We start from the raw sequence: 14,642 nt of genomic DNA on the forward strand, positions 1-14,642 counted from the left end.
AAAATTACCTGATCAATGTTTTTGCACGAGCAAGCTGCCAGAGTCTTTCGGCATCTTCGGAGTTGAAGGCTTTCCACGATGCAAACCGCAACCCGCCAGACTTGAGCCTCATGACCAGATGGGCTCGCGTCCTTGTTGCACGTTTGACCATCGACCATGGAATATAGAGCATGGCACCGGCAGCATCACTGGCAGTCATGCCGTTTTCATCAATGGCGTAGGCGATGGCCTTGTTCGCTTTCGGCAAGAACGCCCATTTCACGGTGCAGCAAACCGTTAATAATACAGGGTAACCGATCAAGCCCACGAGAAGGGGTTTCCACGCATTCTGTACAGATAGCCGGATTGCTTCCAACGGGAATTCGGAAATAGGCGCGATGCCGCTGACTGAGTAGTAATACAGTCCAATTCCAAGCACGGGCAAGGACATACAGACAGCAAATATCGCACTGTGGCGAACGATGGTGTGCCTCAGCATGTTCAGGTTATCAGTTTGTGTAAGTGTCGTGGATCCGTGGATTGGTCCAGGCTCGCCATTGTTCAAGAATACCTCCCATCTTCCGTCGTAATCTGTGAGCTTACGGGCTCGCCTTACAGAATTTCAATACGAGAGAAGAATTCGGGACACAATCTTAAATTGGACTTCCATCTCGGGCTGCAAACGTTTCTGAACACGCAATACCAGATTGGATTTGTAGCGTTATTTTGGGTTTCGCGGCTCAATTGACCGTCGTCGTGCCCTTGTCGCTGTCGGCGAGTTTGCGCCAGGAGTTCTGCTGGGAGAGCATGGAGCGCAGGTAGGTCACGTTGGCATCGGCCTGCTGCTGGGAGAGTTCGCGTTGGGCAATGCCTTCAGCCTCTGCGAAGCGACCCTGCAGACCGACGACGAGCGCCAGGTTCTGGCGAACGCGGCTGTCGGCACCCGGCTGCTGCGAGGCGTTCTTCATGTAGCTTTCGGCAGTCTTCAGATCGCCGGAGAGAACGTAGGACATGCCGAGGTTGGACATGACCGTCGGCTCGTTCGGCCGTGTGTTCAGGGCCTGGCGATATTTCGCGCGAGCTTCCTGCGAGCGGCCGAGCTGATCGAGAACGGCACCTTCCGCCGAATAGAGGCGCCAGTCGGGATGGTCAGGCGTCTGCGCGCGGTTGATCGTTGTCAGTGCCTGTTCGAGCTGGCCGGCACCTGCCTGTGCCTTGCCATATGCGGAAAGGACATCGCGGTCTGCAGGATGCGCAATCGCGACCTGCTGCATTACGGCGAGTGCCTGGGTGTTCTTGCCGGTCATGCCGAGAACGTTGGCATAGCGCAGGCCGATATCCTTGTTGCTCGGGTTCTTGACATAAGCAGCGCCGATGGAGCGTTCCGCTTCAGCGAGTTCGCTTGCGTTCATGCCATCCAGCGGCGCAGCGGAGATCCTCTGGGGAATCGAGCCCGTCGTCAGCGTATCGCGCTTGCTCGTGGTACACCCCGTCACAGACAGTGCCAGAAGAACGATCGCGGTTGCCTGCGCAAGCGGCGCGAGCGCGAACAGCCGGGACGAGCGAGACGGGGTGGCGACAGATGCAGTCATCGATGGCGATCTCGTTGGGGGCGTCGTTCAATCGTCGTCCGGTCTAGCACCCGATTGTCGTCGGCGCTTTGCGAACACATTTGAAAGAAAGGAATAAACTGTTAACCCTAACGATCCGTTAAAATGAACGTTTCCAGATCCTTGCGAAGGCTGCCATGACCCCATACCAGCATACCGTCCGTCCAGCACTGTTCAGCTCTATGGGTGTTGCGACCCGGCCCGTCCATGCCGTCACGCCCGCGGATCTGGAGAACGGTCGTCTCGACGCGGCGGTCACCGACTGGGCGAGGGCTGCAGGCTTCAAGGCCGAAGCCGGCGCATTCACCTTGCTGCCGGGCAAGGACGGCGGCGTTGCCGGCGCGCTGTTCGGACTGGGCAAGAACCCGTCGGAGCAACCGTTCGTCGCGGGAAAGCTGTCAAAGCTGCTTCCGCCAGGTGATTGGCATCTGGAAGGCGAGGGCGTATCGCCCGAGCAGTTCGCGCTCGGATTTGGTCTCGGCAGCTATTGCTTCAGCCGTTACAAGACTGAAAAGTCGAAGGATGTCCGCCTCGCCATTGGAGCTTCTGCGGATGCGGCAGATCTCGAGCGCCAGCTTGCCGGTGTGTTCCTCGCCCGCGATCTCGTCAACATCCCGACCAACGAGATGGGGCCGGACGAACTGGACGCAGCCTTCCGGGCGCTCGGCGCGCAGTACGGCGCAACCGTCACCACGATCGTCGGTGATGACCTGCTGACACAGAACTTCCCGCTCATCCACACGGTCGGTCGCGCCAGCGCCTCGCAGCCGCGTCTCCTCGAGATGCGCTGGGGCAAAAAGGGCGATCCGCGGGTCACGCTGGTCGGCAAGGGCGTGTGCTTCGATACCGGCGGTCTCGACATCAAGGGCGCCGCCAACATGGCGCTGATGAAGAAGGACATGGGCGGTGCCGCCAATGTCATGGGTCTTGCGTTGATGATCATGGATGCAGGCCTGGCGATCGATCTTCAGGTTCTGGTGCCCGCGGTTGAAAACTCGATCTCATCCAACGCCTTCCGTCCCGGCGACATCTACAAGAGCCGCAAGGGCATCACCGTCCAGATCGACAATACCGATGCGGAAGGCCGGCTCGTGCTGGCCGACGCGCTCGCCTATGCGGACGAGACCCCGCCGGACCTGCTGATCGACATGGCGACGCTGACGGGTGCCGCACGCGTCGCGCTCGGCACAGAACTCGCCCCCTATTTCACCGACGACGAGGCGCTCTCAGCCAAACTTACGGCAGCAGCAGGCTCGCAGGCGGATCCGATGTGGCGACTGCCTTTGTGGATGGGCTACGACAAGGACATCCGGTCTCGCGCCGCCGACATCACGAACGCGCCTTCCGGTGGCATGGCCGGTGCGATTACCGCGGCGCTGTTTCTCAAACGCTTCGTCACGGCCGCAAAGAGCTGGGTGCATTTCGATATCTATGCCTGGGTTGCAGCGGACAAGCCGCATGCCTCCGTCGGCGGCGAAGCATTCGCGATCCGGGCGCTCTACAAGGTCATCAAGGATATGGCGGCGAGGTAAGATCGCGGGGCATCAAACGAAGCGGTAAGATCTCGCACCTAAGATGGACGCGACACGCAATCTTGGAGGCGGGATGGCCGCAGACTTAACCGCAACGCAGGCACTCGGCCTCTGGCATCGCGTTTCGCTGGAACAGGTGAAGCGCGACGAGCGGGATCTTACCCTGCGCCAGTTGTCGATCCTCTTGCATATCTATCTCGTGCCGCCGCCCCACACGGTACGTGGCTTGGCCGCCACCCTCGACGTCACCAAGCCGGTGATCACCCGCGCACTCGATACGATGGGTGCGCTCGGTCTGGTCGATCGGGTGAGGGACGAGCGCGATCGCCGCAATGTCGTGATAAAGCGGACCGTTGCCGGCGCCCTCTACCTCGAAAATCTCGGCGACCTCATCATCCGTGAAAGCCGCCCCACGGCTGCCGCATAGTGCAACGAACCTGCTGATAACTCCGATCTGACCCTGGAACACACAAAGATGACCGATCTCGACAGACGCCTCCATGCCTTCCGTGCCGACCTTGCCGATGCGGCGCTCGAAGGTCGCGTCGATTCCGCTCGCTTCGTGCAGGGCGTTGCGGCGCAAATCGCCGTCCCCGTTGCCCCGCTTCGACCTTCACCGGATCTGGAAAGCGGGATCGATACGCAACTTCTGTTCGGCGAAACCGTGCGTGTCTTCGACCGCAAGGACGGCTTCGTCTGGGTCCAGGCCGATCAGGATGGCTATGTCGGCTACCTGCCGGACGTGATGCTCGATGTCGTCGAGCAAGCGACGCACCGTATCGTGACGCAGCGCACCTTCGTCTATCCGGGCCCGGAATTGCGCAAGCCGCCGCTTCGCGCACTGTCGATGGGCAGCCGCGTGACGATCGTCGGCAAAAGCGAAACCCGCGGCACCCACTATTTCACGCTGGCCGGCGGCGGCGCCGTAATTGCCGACCACTGCCTGCCGATCTCGGAAGTTGCCGGCGACGACTATGTCGCGGTCGCTCTCCGGTTCCTGGAAACGCCCTATCTCTGGGGCGGCCGAACAGGCTTCGGCATCGACTGCTCCGGCCTCGTCCAGCTGTCGATGGCGATGATCGGCAAATCGGTACCGCGTGACAGCGACATGCAGGCAGCCTTTGGTGAGAGGATCGATGCCGAGGATCTCCGCCGCGGCGATCTCGTCTTCTGGAAGAGCCATGTCGGAATCATGGAAGACCCGGAAACCCTGCTCCACGCCAACGGCCACACGATGACTGTGGCGCGCGAAAATTTCAAAGCCGCTGTGGAGCGGATAGGCTGGCTCTACGGACAGCCGACCGATTACCGCCGCTTTCCATGATCCGGGCGCAACGATCACGCAAATGTGGGATCGCATCCGCTGGCACCGTGGCGATGCACCTCTTATTTCGTGAAGGCGATAGAGTGCCGACAGGGACAGAAAAATGCTGAAGGGTGCATGGATTTTACCAGCCGCGATGCTGATGGGGGTTGTCGTAACGGCCCTTGTTCCTGATGACACGATGGCTGCGGAAGGCGACGTGTTCACCCAGTCGCCCCAGACCTTCTTCAAGAACCTGCCCGGCGTGAAACCGACGGAAAGCCTCGTCAAGTCGGATCCTGATTCCTATTCGTGCACCAGTGATATCGGCTACGTCTCGGAATTGAGGTCAGGGCCGGGCGCCCGCTTCTGGGACGACGTGCCGCGGCGGCTGTATCACTGCGAAACGAACAACGGCATTCGCTATACGGGCACGCAGATGCCGAATACGCACTGGGTCCCAGGCATCAACCCGCGGCATCTTCCGAAGTAGAGCGGAGGTGTTTACGCGTTCATTCCACCCGCAGGAACTACTTGAGATCCGAAAATTTCAACAGCAGAAAAGCCGCGTGTGAGGATCTCACACACGAGCTAACTGCATATTTCTAAATGGGAATGGTGCCCAGAAGAGGACTCGAACCTCCACACCCTTTCGGGTACCAGCACCTGAAGCTGGCGCGTCTACCAATTCCGCCATCTGGGCGACGGAGAGCGATGTACGAGGGACACCGGGTCAAGTCAACAGGGTTTTTGAAGTTTTCATGTCAGGCCCCGAAAAACTTTCGAAAACCGTCCTAACCTGCGGTGTCGACTTCGGTTTTGGCTTGGTGTCGGTCGATATGGCCAAGGTCCCGGTCGGGGTCGAGGATATCGCGAACCCGCTGCTTCAATTCCTTGGGACCAGGAAAACCGCCATCGCGTTTGCGCTCCCAGATCAACGCGCCGTCGATGCGGATTTCGAATGCTCCGCCGGTGCCTGGGATAAGCCCGACCTCGCCCAGCGAATCACCGAATGTCTGCAGCAGTTCCTGCGCCAGCCAGCCCGCCCGTAGCAGCCAGTTGCACTGGGTGCAGTATAAAATGGTGATATGCGGTTTGTCGGGCATGCAACTGAACTCCTGTTTAATCCGCGTCGGCAACCAGTTTGACCATGGTCGCAAGGTCTGCGGCGCCATAGCCTGCGGCGAGCGCCGCCTCGAAGCTTGCAAGCGACGCCGAGATCGCAGGGATGGAGATCCCGAGCTCCTCTGCAAAATCGCGCACCAGCCGCGCATCCTTCACCGCACCCGACACAGGAAACCCGACCGTGTCCGTCTCACCTGAAATGACAGGAAGCCTGCTCTTCATCGCCGGGCTCGCAGCCGGGCTTCCCGCAAGGATTTCTAGGATCTTCGCTGAAGAGAGGCCGGCGCTCTTGCCTAGCAGCAGTGCCTCCTTGAGATTCTGCCACAGTCCCATCAGCATCATGTTGTTGACGAGCTTGGCCGATGCGCCATCTCCGAGTTTCCCCACATGCAGCGCACGGTCGGAAAGCGTTTCCGCAACGGGCCGGAAGCGCTCGTGGTCTTCAGGCGAGCCGCCGATATAAAGCCCGACCTTTCCCTGAAGCAGCATCTCCGGGCCGCCGGCGATCGGCGCGTCGAGGAGGGCGGCGCCCGATCGACCGATGGCCTCCTGGTGGCTCCGCAGAGTCATAGGGCTGACCGTGCTGGTATCGACGATCAGCTTGCCCGTAAGGGCCGTGGCCGCGAGTGTGTTAAGCACATCATGCACTGCCTGATCGTCGATCAGGGCAAGAATGATGACGTCGGAACGCTCTGCTAGGGAGGAAAGGTCTTCAACGGCATCAATGCCGAGAGCCCTCTGCCGCGCACCAAAAGCGTCGCTTCGGCTCCAGCCGGTGACAGCGAAGCCCTGTTGTGCAAGGCGGGCTGCCATGGCGCTTCCCATCCGTCCGAGACCGACGATACCGACACGTTCTTTGTTCAAATCCGTTTCCTTCATGGCAGGCGCATATCCCTCTTGTTCCATCCCTTATCCAGTGGCATCTTCTTGTTTAGGGTCAGCTGAGGGAGGCTAAATTGTACAAGTTTCAGGTCTACAAGGACAAGACTGGCGAGTTCCGTTTCCGCTTCAAAGCGTCGAACGGCGAAACGATGTTTATCTCTGAAGGATACAAGCAGAAGGCGTCGGCAATCAACGCGATCGAATCGATCAAGAAGAATGCGCCTGGTGCCACAACCGAAGACGGTACAACCGCCACCGTTTGACGGTTTGAACGTTCGTCTGCCGCATTCCAACGTAAGGTTTTAGCGCAGACACAATGTCCGATCCGCAGATCTTTGGAACAAATTCCCTGTGGTCGCATTGTCTCTACTGAAACGGAGGAAACAAACATGGCTTACGATCCAAACTCGAATAACACCCGCCCTGACCTTCGCACCACCCCGGAGACGCGCAAAAGCTCTTCCTGGATGGGCTGGGTAGCCATTCTGGCAGTTATCGTCGTCGGCGCGTTTGTCTGGTCGCAGATGGGTGGCTCGACCACCGATCCTGCCACGACATCCTCGACCGCAACGCCGCCTGCTGTCACGGAACCGGCACCACCTGCTCCGGCAACGCCAGCAGCACCTGCTCCGGCCGCACCGGCTCCTGCTGCACCGGCAACGGGCGGTACGACCCAGCCGTAACAGGCAGGGAAAGACCATCGATCGAACCGCTCGTCCGCAAGGACGGGCGGTTTTTCGTTTGCGGGGGACGCCCCCCCCGCGTCGTTAACCCTTTGTTAACCAAATTTGCCGACCCTTCGATGACGCCTCAACCCCATCCGTCAGTCGAAGGAGAGAGCATGAAGCTCGTTACCATCGAAAACAAAATCGTCGAGAACAGCCATCATACGTTAATCGTGATGCGGGATGGCCCCACCTGCCAGGCGGTCCGGGTCCTCAACGATGACGGAATCGGCAGCGTGCGATCAAAGCTCTCCCTGATGGAGACGATCGCCAGCCGCAAACTGGACCATGGGGAAGTGGCATTCGACGGCTGCGTCTGGATCACACCGGCGGACCTTCCGCATCCCTTCCTCCCGGCGAAACATTGAAGGCGCCGGGGCGTGATGCAGGCAACAGGCCCCGGCCATGCGGGGATCCGTACTACGAACCCGCGTTGACGCCTGCCAGAACCGCCGCAAGGTCCATCTCGTTATAAGGCTTCTGCAGAAGGCGGGAGCCGGGTGGCGCGTTGCCCGGCTTGTGGCTCTCTCCCGTTGCGAACACGACGGTCAGGTCGGGCTTTTCCGCCACGGCACGCACCGCCAGATCACCCCCGACTGTATCCGGCAGGCCGATATCGGTGATCAGGACATCGATCGAATTGCTTTCGAGCTCGACCAGCGCTTCTTTTCCTGTCCCAGCCTCGATTACCTGATGGCCGAGTTCGGCAAGCATCTCGGCCGTGTTTCCCGGATCAGAAAGTCGTCTTCGACCAGCAGGATCGTCAGCGTTTTCGGCGTCGCGGCGGCAACTTCGGCAACGGGCTTGACTGTTTCCGCCCTGGGCGCGGTCGCCTGGTCCACCTGCTTCTGGTTGGCGATGACATGGCGAATACGGCGCGCCAAAGCCTCGCGGGTATAGGGTTTGGACAAGAGCTCGACACCGGCATCCAGAATGCCGCCGTGGACGATGGAATTTTCAGTGTAGCCGGAGGTGAATAGCACCGCGAGATGCGGCAGGCGCTCCTTTGCGCGACGCGCCATTTCGCGGCTCTTCAGAGGGCCCGGCATCACGACGTCGGTAAAGATGACGTCGATTGGAATGCCGCTCTCGACCACGTTAAGGCCGGCCTGTGCATCCTTTGCCGTCAGGACGCGGTAGCCGAGATCGGTCAGCGTCTCGAAAACAGTGTTGCGCACCGCCTCGTCGTCTTCCACGACCAGCACGGTTTCCGAGCCGCCGACGACCGGGCCGGCCTGGACGACCACTTCGCGGTCCTCATCGGCGACGGACCGCGGCAGGTAGACCTTCACGGTCGTGCCCTCGTTCACCTCGCTGTAAATCTTCACATGCCCGCCGGACTGCTTGACGAAGCCGTAGACCATGGACAGTCCCAATCCGGTTCCCTTGCCCTCTGGCTTGGTGGAAAAGAACGGCTCGAACACTTTATCGAGAATATCTGGCGCCATGCCGGCGCCCGTGTCCGTCACGGCCAGCATCACGTATTGACCGGGCGTGACTTCCACATGGGTGCGAGCGTAATCCTGGTCGAGAAAGGCGTTGCCCACCTCAATCGTCAATTTGCCGGACCCCTCCATCGCATCACGTGCGTTGATTGCGAGGTTCAGAAGCGCGTTTTCGACCTGTGTCGGGTCGGCATAGGTGTTCCAGAGCCCGCCGCTGGCAATTACCTCGACCTCAACCGCCTCACCGAGCGACCGGCGCAGCAGATCGTCCATTCCGGCAATAAAGCGGCTGATGTTGATGACGCGTGGCTCCAGCGCCTGCCGGCGGCCGAAAGCCAGCAACTGGCTGGCAAGCTTTGCACCGCGGCTGACGCCGGCAAGCGCATTGCCGACACGCCGTTCCGCCTGTGCATTGCCGACAATGTCCTTGGCCAGGAGCTGAAGATTGCCGGCAACGACCTGCAACAGGTTGTTGAAGTCATGCGCAACGCCCCCGGTCAGCTGACCGATCGATTCCATCTTCTGCGCCTGCTGCAATGCCCGTTCGGCCTGGCGCCTCTCCGCGATCTCCGATTCGACGCGCGCTTCCAGGCTTTCGTTCAGCTGTCTTAGCTGTTCCTCTGCCCGCAGGCGGTGGCGGACCTGCCGTTCCAGGTTGCTGGCATGGTCCTGCAGGTTCGATTCGGCTTCCCGCTGCTCGGTGATATCGGTATGGACACCGACCCATTCCTCGATGTCGCCCGAGGAACCGATGATCGGCACGCCGCGGATGGCAAAGGTACGATAGAGGCCGTCATGGCGGCGGACGCGATGTTCCCAGACATAGGTGGATTTGGACGCGACGGCTGCCTGCCAGCTGGCGACCGAACCTTCCCGATCGTCGGGATGCACGGCATCTGCCCAGCCGTAGTCCTGGTATTCCTCGAAACGCTGGCCGGTCAGCGTGGCCCAGGCCGTCTGTTCGCCCAGCATCCGGCCGTCGGCGGTGTTGGTCCACAGCACGCCATGGATGGCCGCGACCGCGGCCCGGAACCGTTCATTGCTGCGACGAAGTGCGTTCTCGGATTGTTTGCGGTCCTCGATATCGATGATCAGCACATAGATGCCGTCGATCTCACCCTTGGAGGTGAAGCGCGGAACGTAGCGGATTTCGGCTGTCCGTTCTTCTCCGTCAGGACGTTTGATCACCGTGTCCGTGATCACCCGTTCGCCGGAGAGCGCTTTTTGAAGCAATGGTATGCGGGCGGCGTAATAGGCGTTGCCGATCACCTCCGCGGCGTGCTTGCCAATCACGTCGCTGGCGGCAAGTCCGAACCACTCCTGATAACCGTCATTGGCGAAGCGATAGACATGGTCGCGGTCGAGGAACCCGACGAGGATGGGGAGCGCGTTGGTAAGGCGGCTGAGCTCTTCCTGGCTCTGAGCCAAGGCGTTCAGCGCGTGCACCTTCTCGGTGTTTTCGAGCACCGTGCACAGGACACCGTCTACCTTGCCGGTTTCGTCGTAGATCGGCGTGTAGAACAGATCGAAGACGACATCCTCAGGCGATCCATGACGGTTCAGCACCATGACCTGGTCGCGGAAGGACTGGACCTCTCCCCGAAAGCCGGCTTCAAGGATTGTCTTGTTCCATTCCCAGATTTCCGGCCAGACAGCGGAAACCTTGTCACCGAGCGCGCGTGGATGATAATCCCCGGCAATCTCCTTGTAGCCGTCATTGTAGATCATCACATGGTCGTCGCCCCACATCAAAACCTGCGGGATCGGCGAATTGACCATCGAGTTGACCTTGATCCGCAGATGCGAAGGCCAGTCTTTGATCAGCCCGAGAGACGTCTTCGTCCAGTCGAACTGGCGTATGAGCTCGCCGGTCTCGCCTCCGCCAATAGGCCAATGCGCGGATACGACCTGATAGTTCATGACGTCACCAAATGCGTGTGATGGAATAGGCGCCGGTAATATGCCGTCAATCGGCGGTTTTCAAAGCAATTTTTGCAGATTATCAAACTTTGGACGGCGCGATATGTTCGTTTATCGCGGTCCGGCCCAGATCTTTTGATTCCTGTCCCGAAATGATCCGGCTGACCGAGCATTCGGCGAGTAAAAAGGGCCGGTTCTTTCGAACCAGCCCCTGTGCAAATCAATCGTCTTTCATCTTCAGCGCTGCAATGAATGCTTCCTGCGGAATGTCGACTTTGCCGAACTGCCGCATGCGCTTCTTGCCTTCCTTCTGCTTGTCGAGCAGCTTGCGCTTGCGGGTGGCGTCGCCGCCGTAGCACTTCGCCGTCACGTCCTTGCGCATCGCAGAAATCGTCTCGCGGGCAATCACGTTGCCGCCGATGGCTGCCTGGATCGGGATCTTGAACATGTGCCTGGGGATCAGATCCTTCAGCTTCTCGCACATGTCGCGGCCTCGCTTTTCGGCAGCAGTCCGGTGCACCAGCATCGACAGCGCGTCGACAGGCTCGCCATTCACCATGATCGACATCTTCACGAGGTTGCCCTCCTGATAGCCGTGCAGGTGGTAGTCGAACGAGGCATAGCCCTTGGAGATCGACTTCAAACGGTCGTAGAAATCGAACACCACTTCGTTGAGCGGCAGTTCATAGGTCAGCATCGCGCGCTTGCCCACATAGGTAAGCTCGGTCTGGATGCCGCGGCGGTCCTGACAAAGCTTCAGGATGCCGCCGAGATAGTCGTCCGGGGTCAGGATCGTCGCCTTGATCCAAGGTTCGCGGATTTCCGAGATCTTGACGACATCAGGCATGTCGGCCGGGTTGTGCAGCTCGCGCTCGGAACCGTCGGTCATGGTCAGCTGATAGACCACCGAAGGCGCGGTTGCGATCAGATCGAGGTTGAACTCGCGTTCCAGACGCTCCTGGATGATTTCGAGATGCAGCAGTCCGAGGAAGCCGCAACGGAAACCGAAGCCCAGAGCCGCAGACGATTCCATCTCGAACGAGAACGAAGCGTCGTTGAGGCGCAGCTTGCCCATCGCGGCACGCAGGTCTTCGAAATCGGCCGCATCGACCGGGAACAGGCCGCAGAACACGACCGGCTGCGCAGGCTTGAAGCCCGGAAGTGCCTTGGCGGTCGGCTTCTTGTCTTCGGTAATGGTATCGCCGACGCGCGTATCGGCCACTTCCTTGATCGAGCCGGTGAAGAAACCGATCTCGCCCGGGCCGAGACTATCGACGGCCAGCATCTTCGGCGTCAGAACGCCGACGCGTTCCACCTGATACTTGGCATCGGTGCCCATCATGCGGATGGTCTGGCCCTTGGTCAGCACGCCATCAAGGATGCGAACGAGAACCATGACGCCGAGATAGGTGTCGTACCAGCTGTCGACCAGCAGCGCCTTCAGCGGACCCTTGTCGCCCATCTCGCTCTTCGGCGGGGGCAGCTGGTGGACGATGGCTTCCAGAACGTCGGGAATGCCGAGGCCGGTCTTTGCCGAGATCAGCACAGCCTGGCTGGCGTCGATGCCGATCACTTCCTCGATCTGGTCGCGGATGCGGTCCGGTTCGGCGGCTGGCAGGTCGATCTTGTTGAGGACCGTGACGATCTCGTGATTGTTGTCGATCGCCTGATAGACGTTGGCAAGCGTCTGTGCCTCGACGCCTTGGCTGGCATCGACGACCAGCAGCGATCCTTCGCAGGCCGACAGCGAGCGCGACACTTCGTAGGCGAAGTCGACATGGCCGGGCGTGTCGATCAGGTTGAGAACGTAGGTCTCGCCGTTATTCGCCTTGTAGTGCAGGCGCACGGTCTGTGCCTTGATGGTGATGCCGCGCTCGCGCTCGATATCCATCGAATCGAGAACCTGCTCGGACATGTCGCGTTCGGCAAGGCCGCCGGTCGTCTGGATCAGACGGTCGGCGAGCGTCGATTTGCCGTGGTCGATATGGGCCACGATCGAGAAATTGCGGATATGGTCAAGCGGCGTGCGGGAATTGGTGCTCATGGCTCGCGCATATAGCAGCGCCCGTGTCTGCCGCAAAGAGGGAAGATAACCTTTCGTTGAGGATGAAAGGCGTTAATTTCCGGGATTTACGGCGCCGGGTTCGGTCAGCGCCGCTGCATTGGGAAGCTGGGCGCTGCGCACTTCGTGGCTCTCCCGCTCTGCCTCGGGTGCCGGACCGCGTTCTTTCAGCCGCTGCAGCACGAACAGGCCATAGACGACAGCCACCGCCATCGCCGCAACGATGAAGGTTTTTCCGCCGAGAACAGGCGTCAGCATCGTCACCATCAGCGGCACGATCGTCGCAGCCGTCGACCATGCAACGAGAAGCGTCGAGGACAGCGGCACGAAATCGCCGGGGTCGGCGCGGTCGTTGGCATGAGCGTTGGCCACCGAATACACGGTCTCCACCGATCCTCCGAAAATCAGGAAGACGATCATCAGAATATAGAGATGCGAGAAGGAGGAGAAAAACGCTCCGAAGCCGGCAAACACGATCAGCACGCAGGTGATCAATAGCACAAAGCGTCGGTCCATCCGGTCCGACAGGATGCCGAGCGGATATTGCACGAACAGCAGTCCCGTCTGCATCACGAACATCAGCATCGCGACATCGGTCTGCGACACGTTGTTGGTGGAGGCATAGATCGGCAGAAAACCCTGCACCACCATCGAAAGACCACCCGAGGCGAGCACGCCGACGAGACCGACCGGCGAGATCTTCCAGGCCATCTTGATATCGACATTGACGCGCGCCGGGGCCGGCGGGTTCGGCAGGCGGGTCAGCCCGATTGGCAGGATCGCAAGCGCGGTAAAGAAAACCACCGCCAACGGCGCAAGATTGCCGTCGGTCGGGATCTGGCCGAAGATCCAGTTGCCGCAGCCGAGGCCCAGAACATAGGCCATGTAGAAGAACGACATCGCCTTGCCGCGCCATTCGTTGGAGGCGGCGTGGTTGAGCCAGCTCTGGGCGATGATGAAGTTGACGTTGGCGGCGGCGCCGTAAATGCCGCGCGCAAAAATCCAGATATAGGCGGGAAGGTCAGCGGCGATCAGCACGGCTGCGATGATGACCATCGCCATCGAGCAGGCAAACAGCCGCGCATGTCCAACCCGCTTGATCAGCGGTCCGCCGAGCACGCAGCCGATGAGCCCACCGAATGCGACGGCCGTCACCGCAGCGCCTGCCGCCCAGGGCGTTTCCGACCTTGTCAGCATGAACGGCACATAGGCGAACATGATGCCGCTTCCGATCGCGGCGATCGTCATCGAGACGACGATGCTGGCGATTGAAAAGGGCGAGACAGCCGCTTGTCCGTTCATTGCGAAATCCCTGATTTTAGTGGACCCTCGGCGCTTCCGTCGCGGCTGCCTTGGTCGACGATCCATAGCGTATCGAATGGGACATTCGCTATCGCGGAAACGCCATCACCTGTAAAATTCATCCAGCCTTCGCAATTCGCTTGATTCCACCAAGAGAGAATTTATATCTCTCATAATGGAAAGTTCAGACAGCGAAATCGAACTGGCGATTGGCGAAAGGCTGAAGGCGCTACGGGCTTCTGCAGGGCTGACGCTGGACGAACTGTCGGTGCGCTCCGGTGTCAGCCGGGCGATGATTTCGCGCATCGAACGGGCAGAGGCGAGCCCGACAGCCGCGCTGCTGGCAAGGCTCTGCGAGGGATTGGGGCAAAGCCTCTCCACCTTCTTTGCGCCAGACGAGCCGTCATCATCACCTCTGTCGAAGAAGACCGAGCAAAGGCTGTGGCGCGATCCGACCACCGGATATCTGCGCCGCTCCGTCTCGCCGCCGGGCATGCCGACACCGATCGATATCGTCGAGGTGGAGTTTCCGGCCGGTGCACGTGTCAGTTTCCCGCCGCGCGAGGAAAGCCGGGTGATGACCCAGCATGTCTGGCTGTTCGAGGGGGAACTGAACATGGTGCTTCCGGACGTGACCCACCGTCTCATGCCCGGCGACTGCCTGTTCATGGATATCGGCGACGCCTTCGAATTCCACAATCCGAGTGATCGCCCCGCCCGCTATGCGGTGATCCTCAACCGCGGCCGCTGACGCCAC

At 60.2% G+C, this 14,642-nt stretch carries 16 protein-coding genes and 1 tRNA gene; 8 read left to right on the top strand and 9 right to left on the bottom strand.

Annotated features, from left to right (window positions below):
* Positions 1–4: 4 nt before the first annotated feature.
* Entirely contained in the window at positions 5–544 is a 540-nt protein-coding gene (locus ACQY1K_RS00920; protein WP_156461795.1) for a hypothetical protein, read from the bottom strand.
* 175 nt (positions 545–719) lie between these two features.
* Positions 720–1,571 (bottom strand): tetratricopeptide repeat protein, encoded by an 852-nt coding sequence (locus ACQY1K_RS00925; protein ID WP_430258053.1) that lies wholly within the window; start codon positions 1,569–1,571, stop codon positions 720–722.
* A 155-nt stretch (positions 1,572–1,726) separates the two neighbouring features.
* On the opposite strand from ACQY1K_RS00925, the gene ACQY1K_RS00930 reads away from it, so the two are divergent.
* The 4 genes from ACQY1K_RS00930 (at position 1,727) to ACQY1K_RS00945 (ending at position 4,917) form a co-directional block, all read left to right on the top strand.
* On the top strand, positions 1,727–3,121 hold the full coding sequence (locus tag ACQY1K_RS00930; RefSeq protein WP_430241287.1) for a leucyl aminopeptidase family protein: 1,395 nt from the start codon (positions 1,727–1,729) through the stop codon (positions 3,119–3,121).
* A gap of 73 nt (positions 3,122–3,194) precedes the next feature.
* Entirely contained in the window at positions 3,195–3,548 is a 354-nt protein-coding gene (locus ACQY1K_RS00935) for a MarR family transcriptional regulator (protein ID WP_113166920.1), read from the top strand.
* A 48-nt stretch (positions 3,549–3,596) separates the two neighbouring features.
* The gene (locus ACQY1K_RS00940; protein WP_430258054.1) at positions 3,597–4,445 is read left to right on the top strand and encodes an NlpC/P60 family protein; all 849 of its coding nucleotides are present in this window, start codon (positions 3,597–3,599) and stop codon (positions 4,443–4,445) included.
* A 103-nt stretch (positions 4,446–4,548) separates the two neighbouring features.
* The gene (locus ACQY1K_RS00945; RefSeq protein ID WP_062454111.1) at positions 4,549–4,917 is read left to right on the top strand and encodes a hypothetical protein; all 369 of its coding nucleotides are present in this window, start codon (positions 4,549–4,551) and stop codon (positions 4,915–4,917) included.
* A 123-nt stretch (positions 4,918–5,040) separates the two neighbouring features.
* Here ACQY1K_RS00945 and ACQY1K_RS00950 read toward each other — a convergent pair.
* The 3 genes from ACQY1K_RS00950 to ACQY1K_RS00960 all read right to left on the bottom strand — a co-directional run bounded on the left by ACQY1K_RS00950 (position 5,041) and on the right by ACQY1K_RS00960 (position 6,455).
* Positions 5,041–5,127 (bottom strand) — tRNA-Leu (locus ACQY1K_RS00950).
* Positions 5,128–5,218: 91 nt separating this feature from the next.
* Entirely contained in the window at positions 5,219–5,530 is a 312-nt protein-coding gene (locus ACQY1K_RS00955; RefSeq protein WP_430258055.1) for a SelT/SelW/SelH family protein, read from the bottom strand.
* A gap of 16 nt (positions 5,531–5,546) precedes the next feature.
* Positions 5,547–6,455, bottom strand: a complete 909-nt coding sequence (locus tag ACQY1K_RS00960; protein ID WP_430258056.1) for an NAD(P)-dependent oxidoreductase — start codon at positions 6,453–6,455, stop codon at positions 5,547–5,549.
* A 50-nt stretch (positions 6,456–6,505) separates the two neighbouring features.
* Here ACQY1K_RS00960 and ACQY1K_RS00965 point away from each other — a divergent pair, with 50 nt between their 5' ends.
* The 3 genes from ACQY1K_RS00965 (at position 6,506) to ACQY1K_RS00975 (ending at position 7,524) form a co-directional block, all read left to right on the top strand.
* Positions 6,506–6,694: a YegP family protein gene (locus ACQY1K_RS00965; RefSeq protein ID WP_062454108.1), complete on the top strand. Its 189-nt coding sequence runs from the start codon at positions 6,506–6,508 to the stop codon at positions 6,692–6,694.
* A gap of 126 nt (positions 6,695–6,820) precedes the next feature.
* Positions 6,821–7,114 carry a hypothetical protein gene (locus ACQY1K_RS00970; protein WP_430258057.1) on the top strand — a complete coding sequence of 98 codons (294 nt, stop codon included), beginning with the start codon at positions 6,821–6,823 and terminating at the stop codon, positions 7,112–7,114.
* 158 nt (positions 7,115–7,272) lie between these two features.
* Positions 7,273–7,524 carry a hypothetical protein gene (locus ACQY1K_RS00975; protein ID WP_062454106.1) on the top strand — a complete coding sequence of 84 codons (252 nt, stop codon included), beginning with the start codon at positions 7,273–7,275 and terminating at the stop codon, positions 7,522–7,524.
* 52 nt (positions 7,525–7,576) lie between these two features.
* Here ACQY1K_RS00975 and ACQY1K_RS00980 read toward each other — a convergent pair whose 3' ends face one another.
* The 4 genes from ACQY1K_RS00980 to ACQY1K_RS00995 all read right to left on the bottom strand — a co-directional run bounded on the left by ACQY1K_RS00980 (position 7,577) and on the right by ACQY1K_RS00995 (position 13,885).
* Positions 7,577–7,870: a response regulator gene (locus tag ACQY1K_RS00980; RefSeq protein ID WP_430258058.1), complete on the bottom strand. Its 294-nt coding sequence runs from the start codon at positions 7,868–7,870 to the stop codon at positions 7,577–7,579.
* Positions 7,843–10,521, bottom strand: a complete 2,679-nt coding sequence (locus ACQY1K_RS00985) for a PAS domain-containing protein (protein WP_430258059.1) — start codon at positions 10,519–10,521, stop codon at positions 7,843–7,845. The genes ACQY1K_RS00980 and ACQY1K_RS00985 overlap by 28 nt, the downstream gene beginning before the upstream one ends.
* Positions 10,522–10,741: 220 nt before the next feature.
* Positions 10,742–12,565: a translation elongation factor 4 gene (gene lepA, locus ACQY1K_RS00990; RefSeq protein WP_062454104.1), complete on the bottom strand. Its 1,824-nt coding sequence runs from the start codon at positions 12,563–12,565 to the stop codon at positions 10,742–10,744.
* Between the two features lie 72 nt (positions 12,566–12,637).
* Entirely contained in the window at positions 12,638–13,885 is a 1,248-nt protein-coding gene (locus tag ACQY1K_RS00995) for an MFS transporter (RefSeq protein ID WP_062454103.1), read from the bottom strand.
* Between the two features lie 172 nt (positions 13,886–14,057).
* On the opposite strand from ACQY1K_RS00995, the gene ACQY1K_RS01000 reads away from it, so the two are divergent.
* Positions 14,058–14,636, top strand: a complete 579-nt coding sequence (locus ACQY1K_RS01000; protein ID WP_430258852.1) for a helix-turn-helix domain-containing protein — start codon at positions 14,058–14,060, stop codon at positions 14,634–14,636.
* Positions 14,637–14,642: the final 6 nt, after the last annotated feature.

Origin of the sequence: Neorhizobium sp. IRS_2294 (genome assembly GCF_050500145.1) — a bacterium.
GTDB lineage: Bacteria > Pseudomonadota > Alphaproteobacteria > Rhizobiales > Rhizobiaceae > Neorhizobium > Neorhizobium soli.

What these genes read in the sequence shown, in the direction of transcription:
- ACQY1K_RS00980 (WP_430258058.1), bottom strand. Translation starts at nt 7,870, where the DNA reads ATGCTTGCCGAACTCGGCCATCAGGTAATCGAGGCTGGGACAGGAAAA.
- ACQY1K_RS00975 (WP_062454106.1), top strand. Translation starts at nt 7,273, where the DNA reads ATGAAGCTCGTTACCATCGAAAACAAAATCGTCGAGAACAGCCATCAT.
- ACQY1K_RS00970 (WP_430258057.1), top strand. Translation starts at nt 6,821, where the DNA reads ATGGCTTACGATCCAAACTCGAATAACACCCGCCCTGACCTTCGCACC.
- lepA (WP_062454104.1), bottom strand. Translation starts at nt 12,565, where the DNA reads ATGAGCACCAATTCCCGCACGCCGCTTGACCATATCCGCAATTTCTCG.
- ACQY1K_RS00945 (WP_062454111.1), top strand. Translation starts at nt 4,549, where the DNA reads ATGCTGAAGGGTGCATGGATTTTACCAGCCGCGATGCTGATGGGGGTT.
- ACQY1K_RS00930 (WP_430241287.1), top strand. Translation starts at nt 1,727, where the DNA reads ATGACCCCATACCAGCATACCGTCCGTCCAGCACTGTTCAGCTCTATG.
- ACQY1K_RS00940 (WP_430258054.1), top strand. Translation starts at nt 3,597, where the DNA reads ATGACCGATCTCGACAGACGCCTCCATGCCTTCCGTGCCGACCTTGCC.
- ACQY1K_RS00955 (WP_430258055.1), bottom strand. Translation starts at nt 5,530, where the DNA reads ATGCCCGACAAACCGCATATCACCATTTTATACTGCACCCAGTGCAAC.
- ACQY1K_RS00995 (WP_062454103.1), bottom strand. Translation starts at nt 13,885, where the DNA reads ATGAACGGACAAGCGGCTGTCTCGCCCTTTTCAATCGCCAGCATCGTC.
- ACQY1K_RS00960 (WP_430258056.1), bottom strand. Translation starts at nt 6,455, where the DNA reads ATGGAACAAGAGGGATATGCGCCTGCCATGAAGGAAACGGATTTGAAC.
- ACQY1K_RS00985 (WP_430258059.1), bottom strand. Translation starts at nt 10,521, where the DNA reads ATGAACTATCAGGTCGTATCCGCGCATTGGCCTATTGGCGGAGGCGAG.
- ACQY1K_RS00935 (WP_113166920.1), top strand. Translation starts at nt 3,195, where the DNA reads ATGGCCGCAGACTTAACCGCAACGCAGGCACTCGGCCTCTGGCATCGC.
- ACQY1K_RS00925 (WP_430258053.1), bottom strand. Translation starts at nt 1,571, where the DNA reads ATGACTGCATCTGTCGCCACCCCGTCTCGCTCGTCCCGGCTGTTCGCG.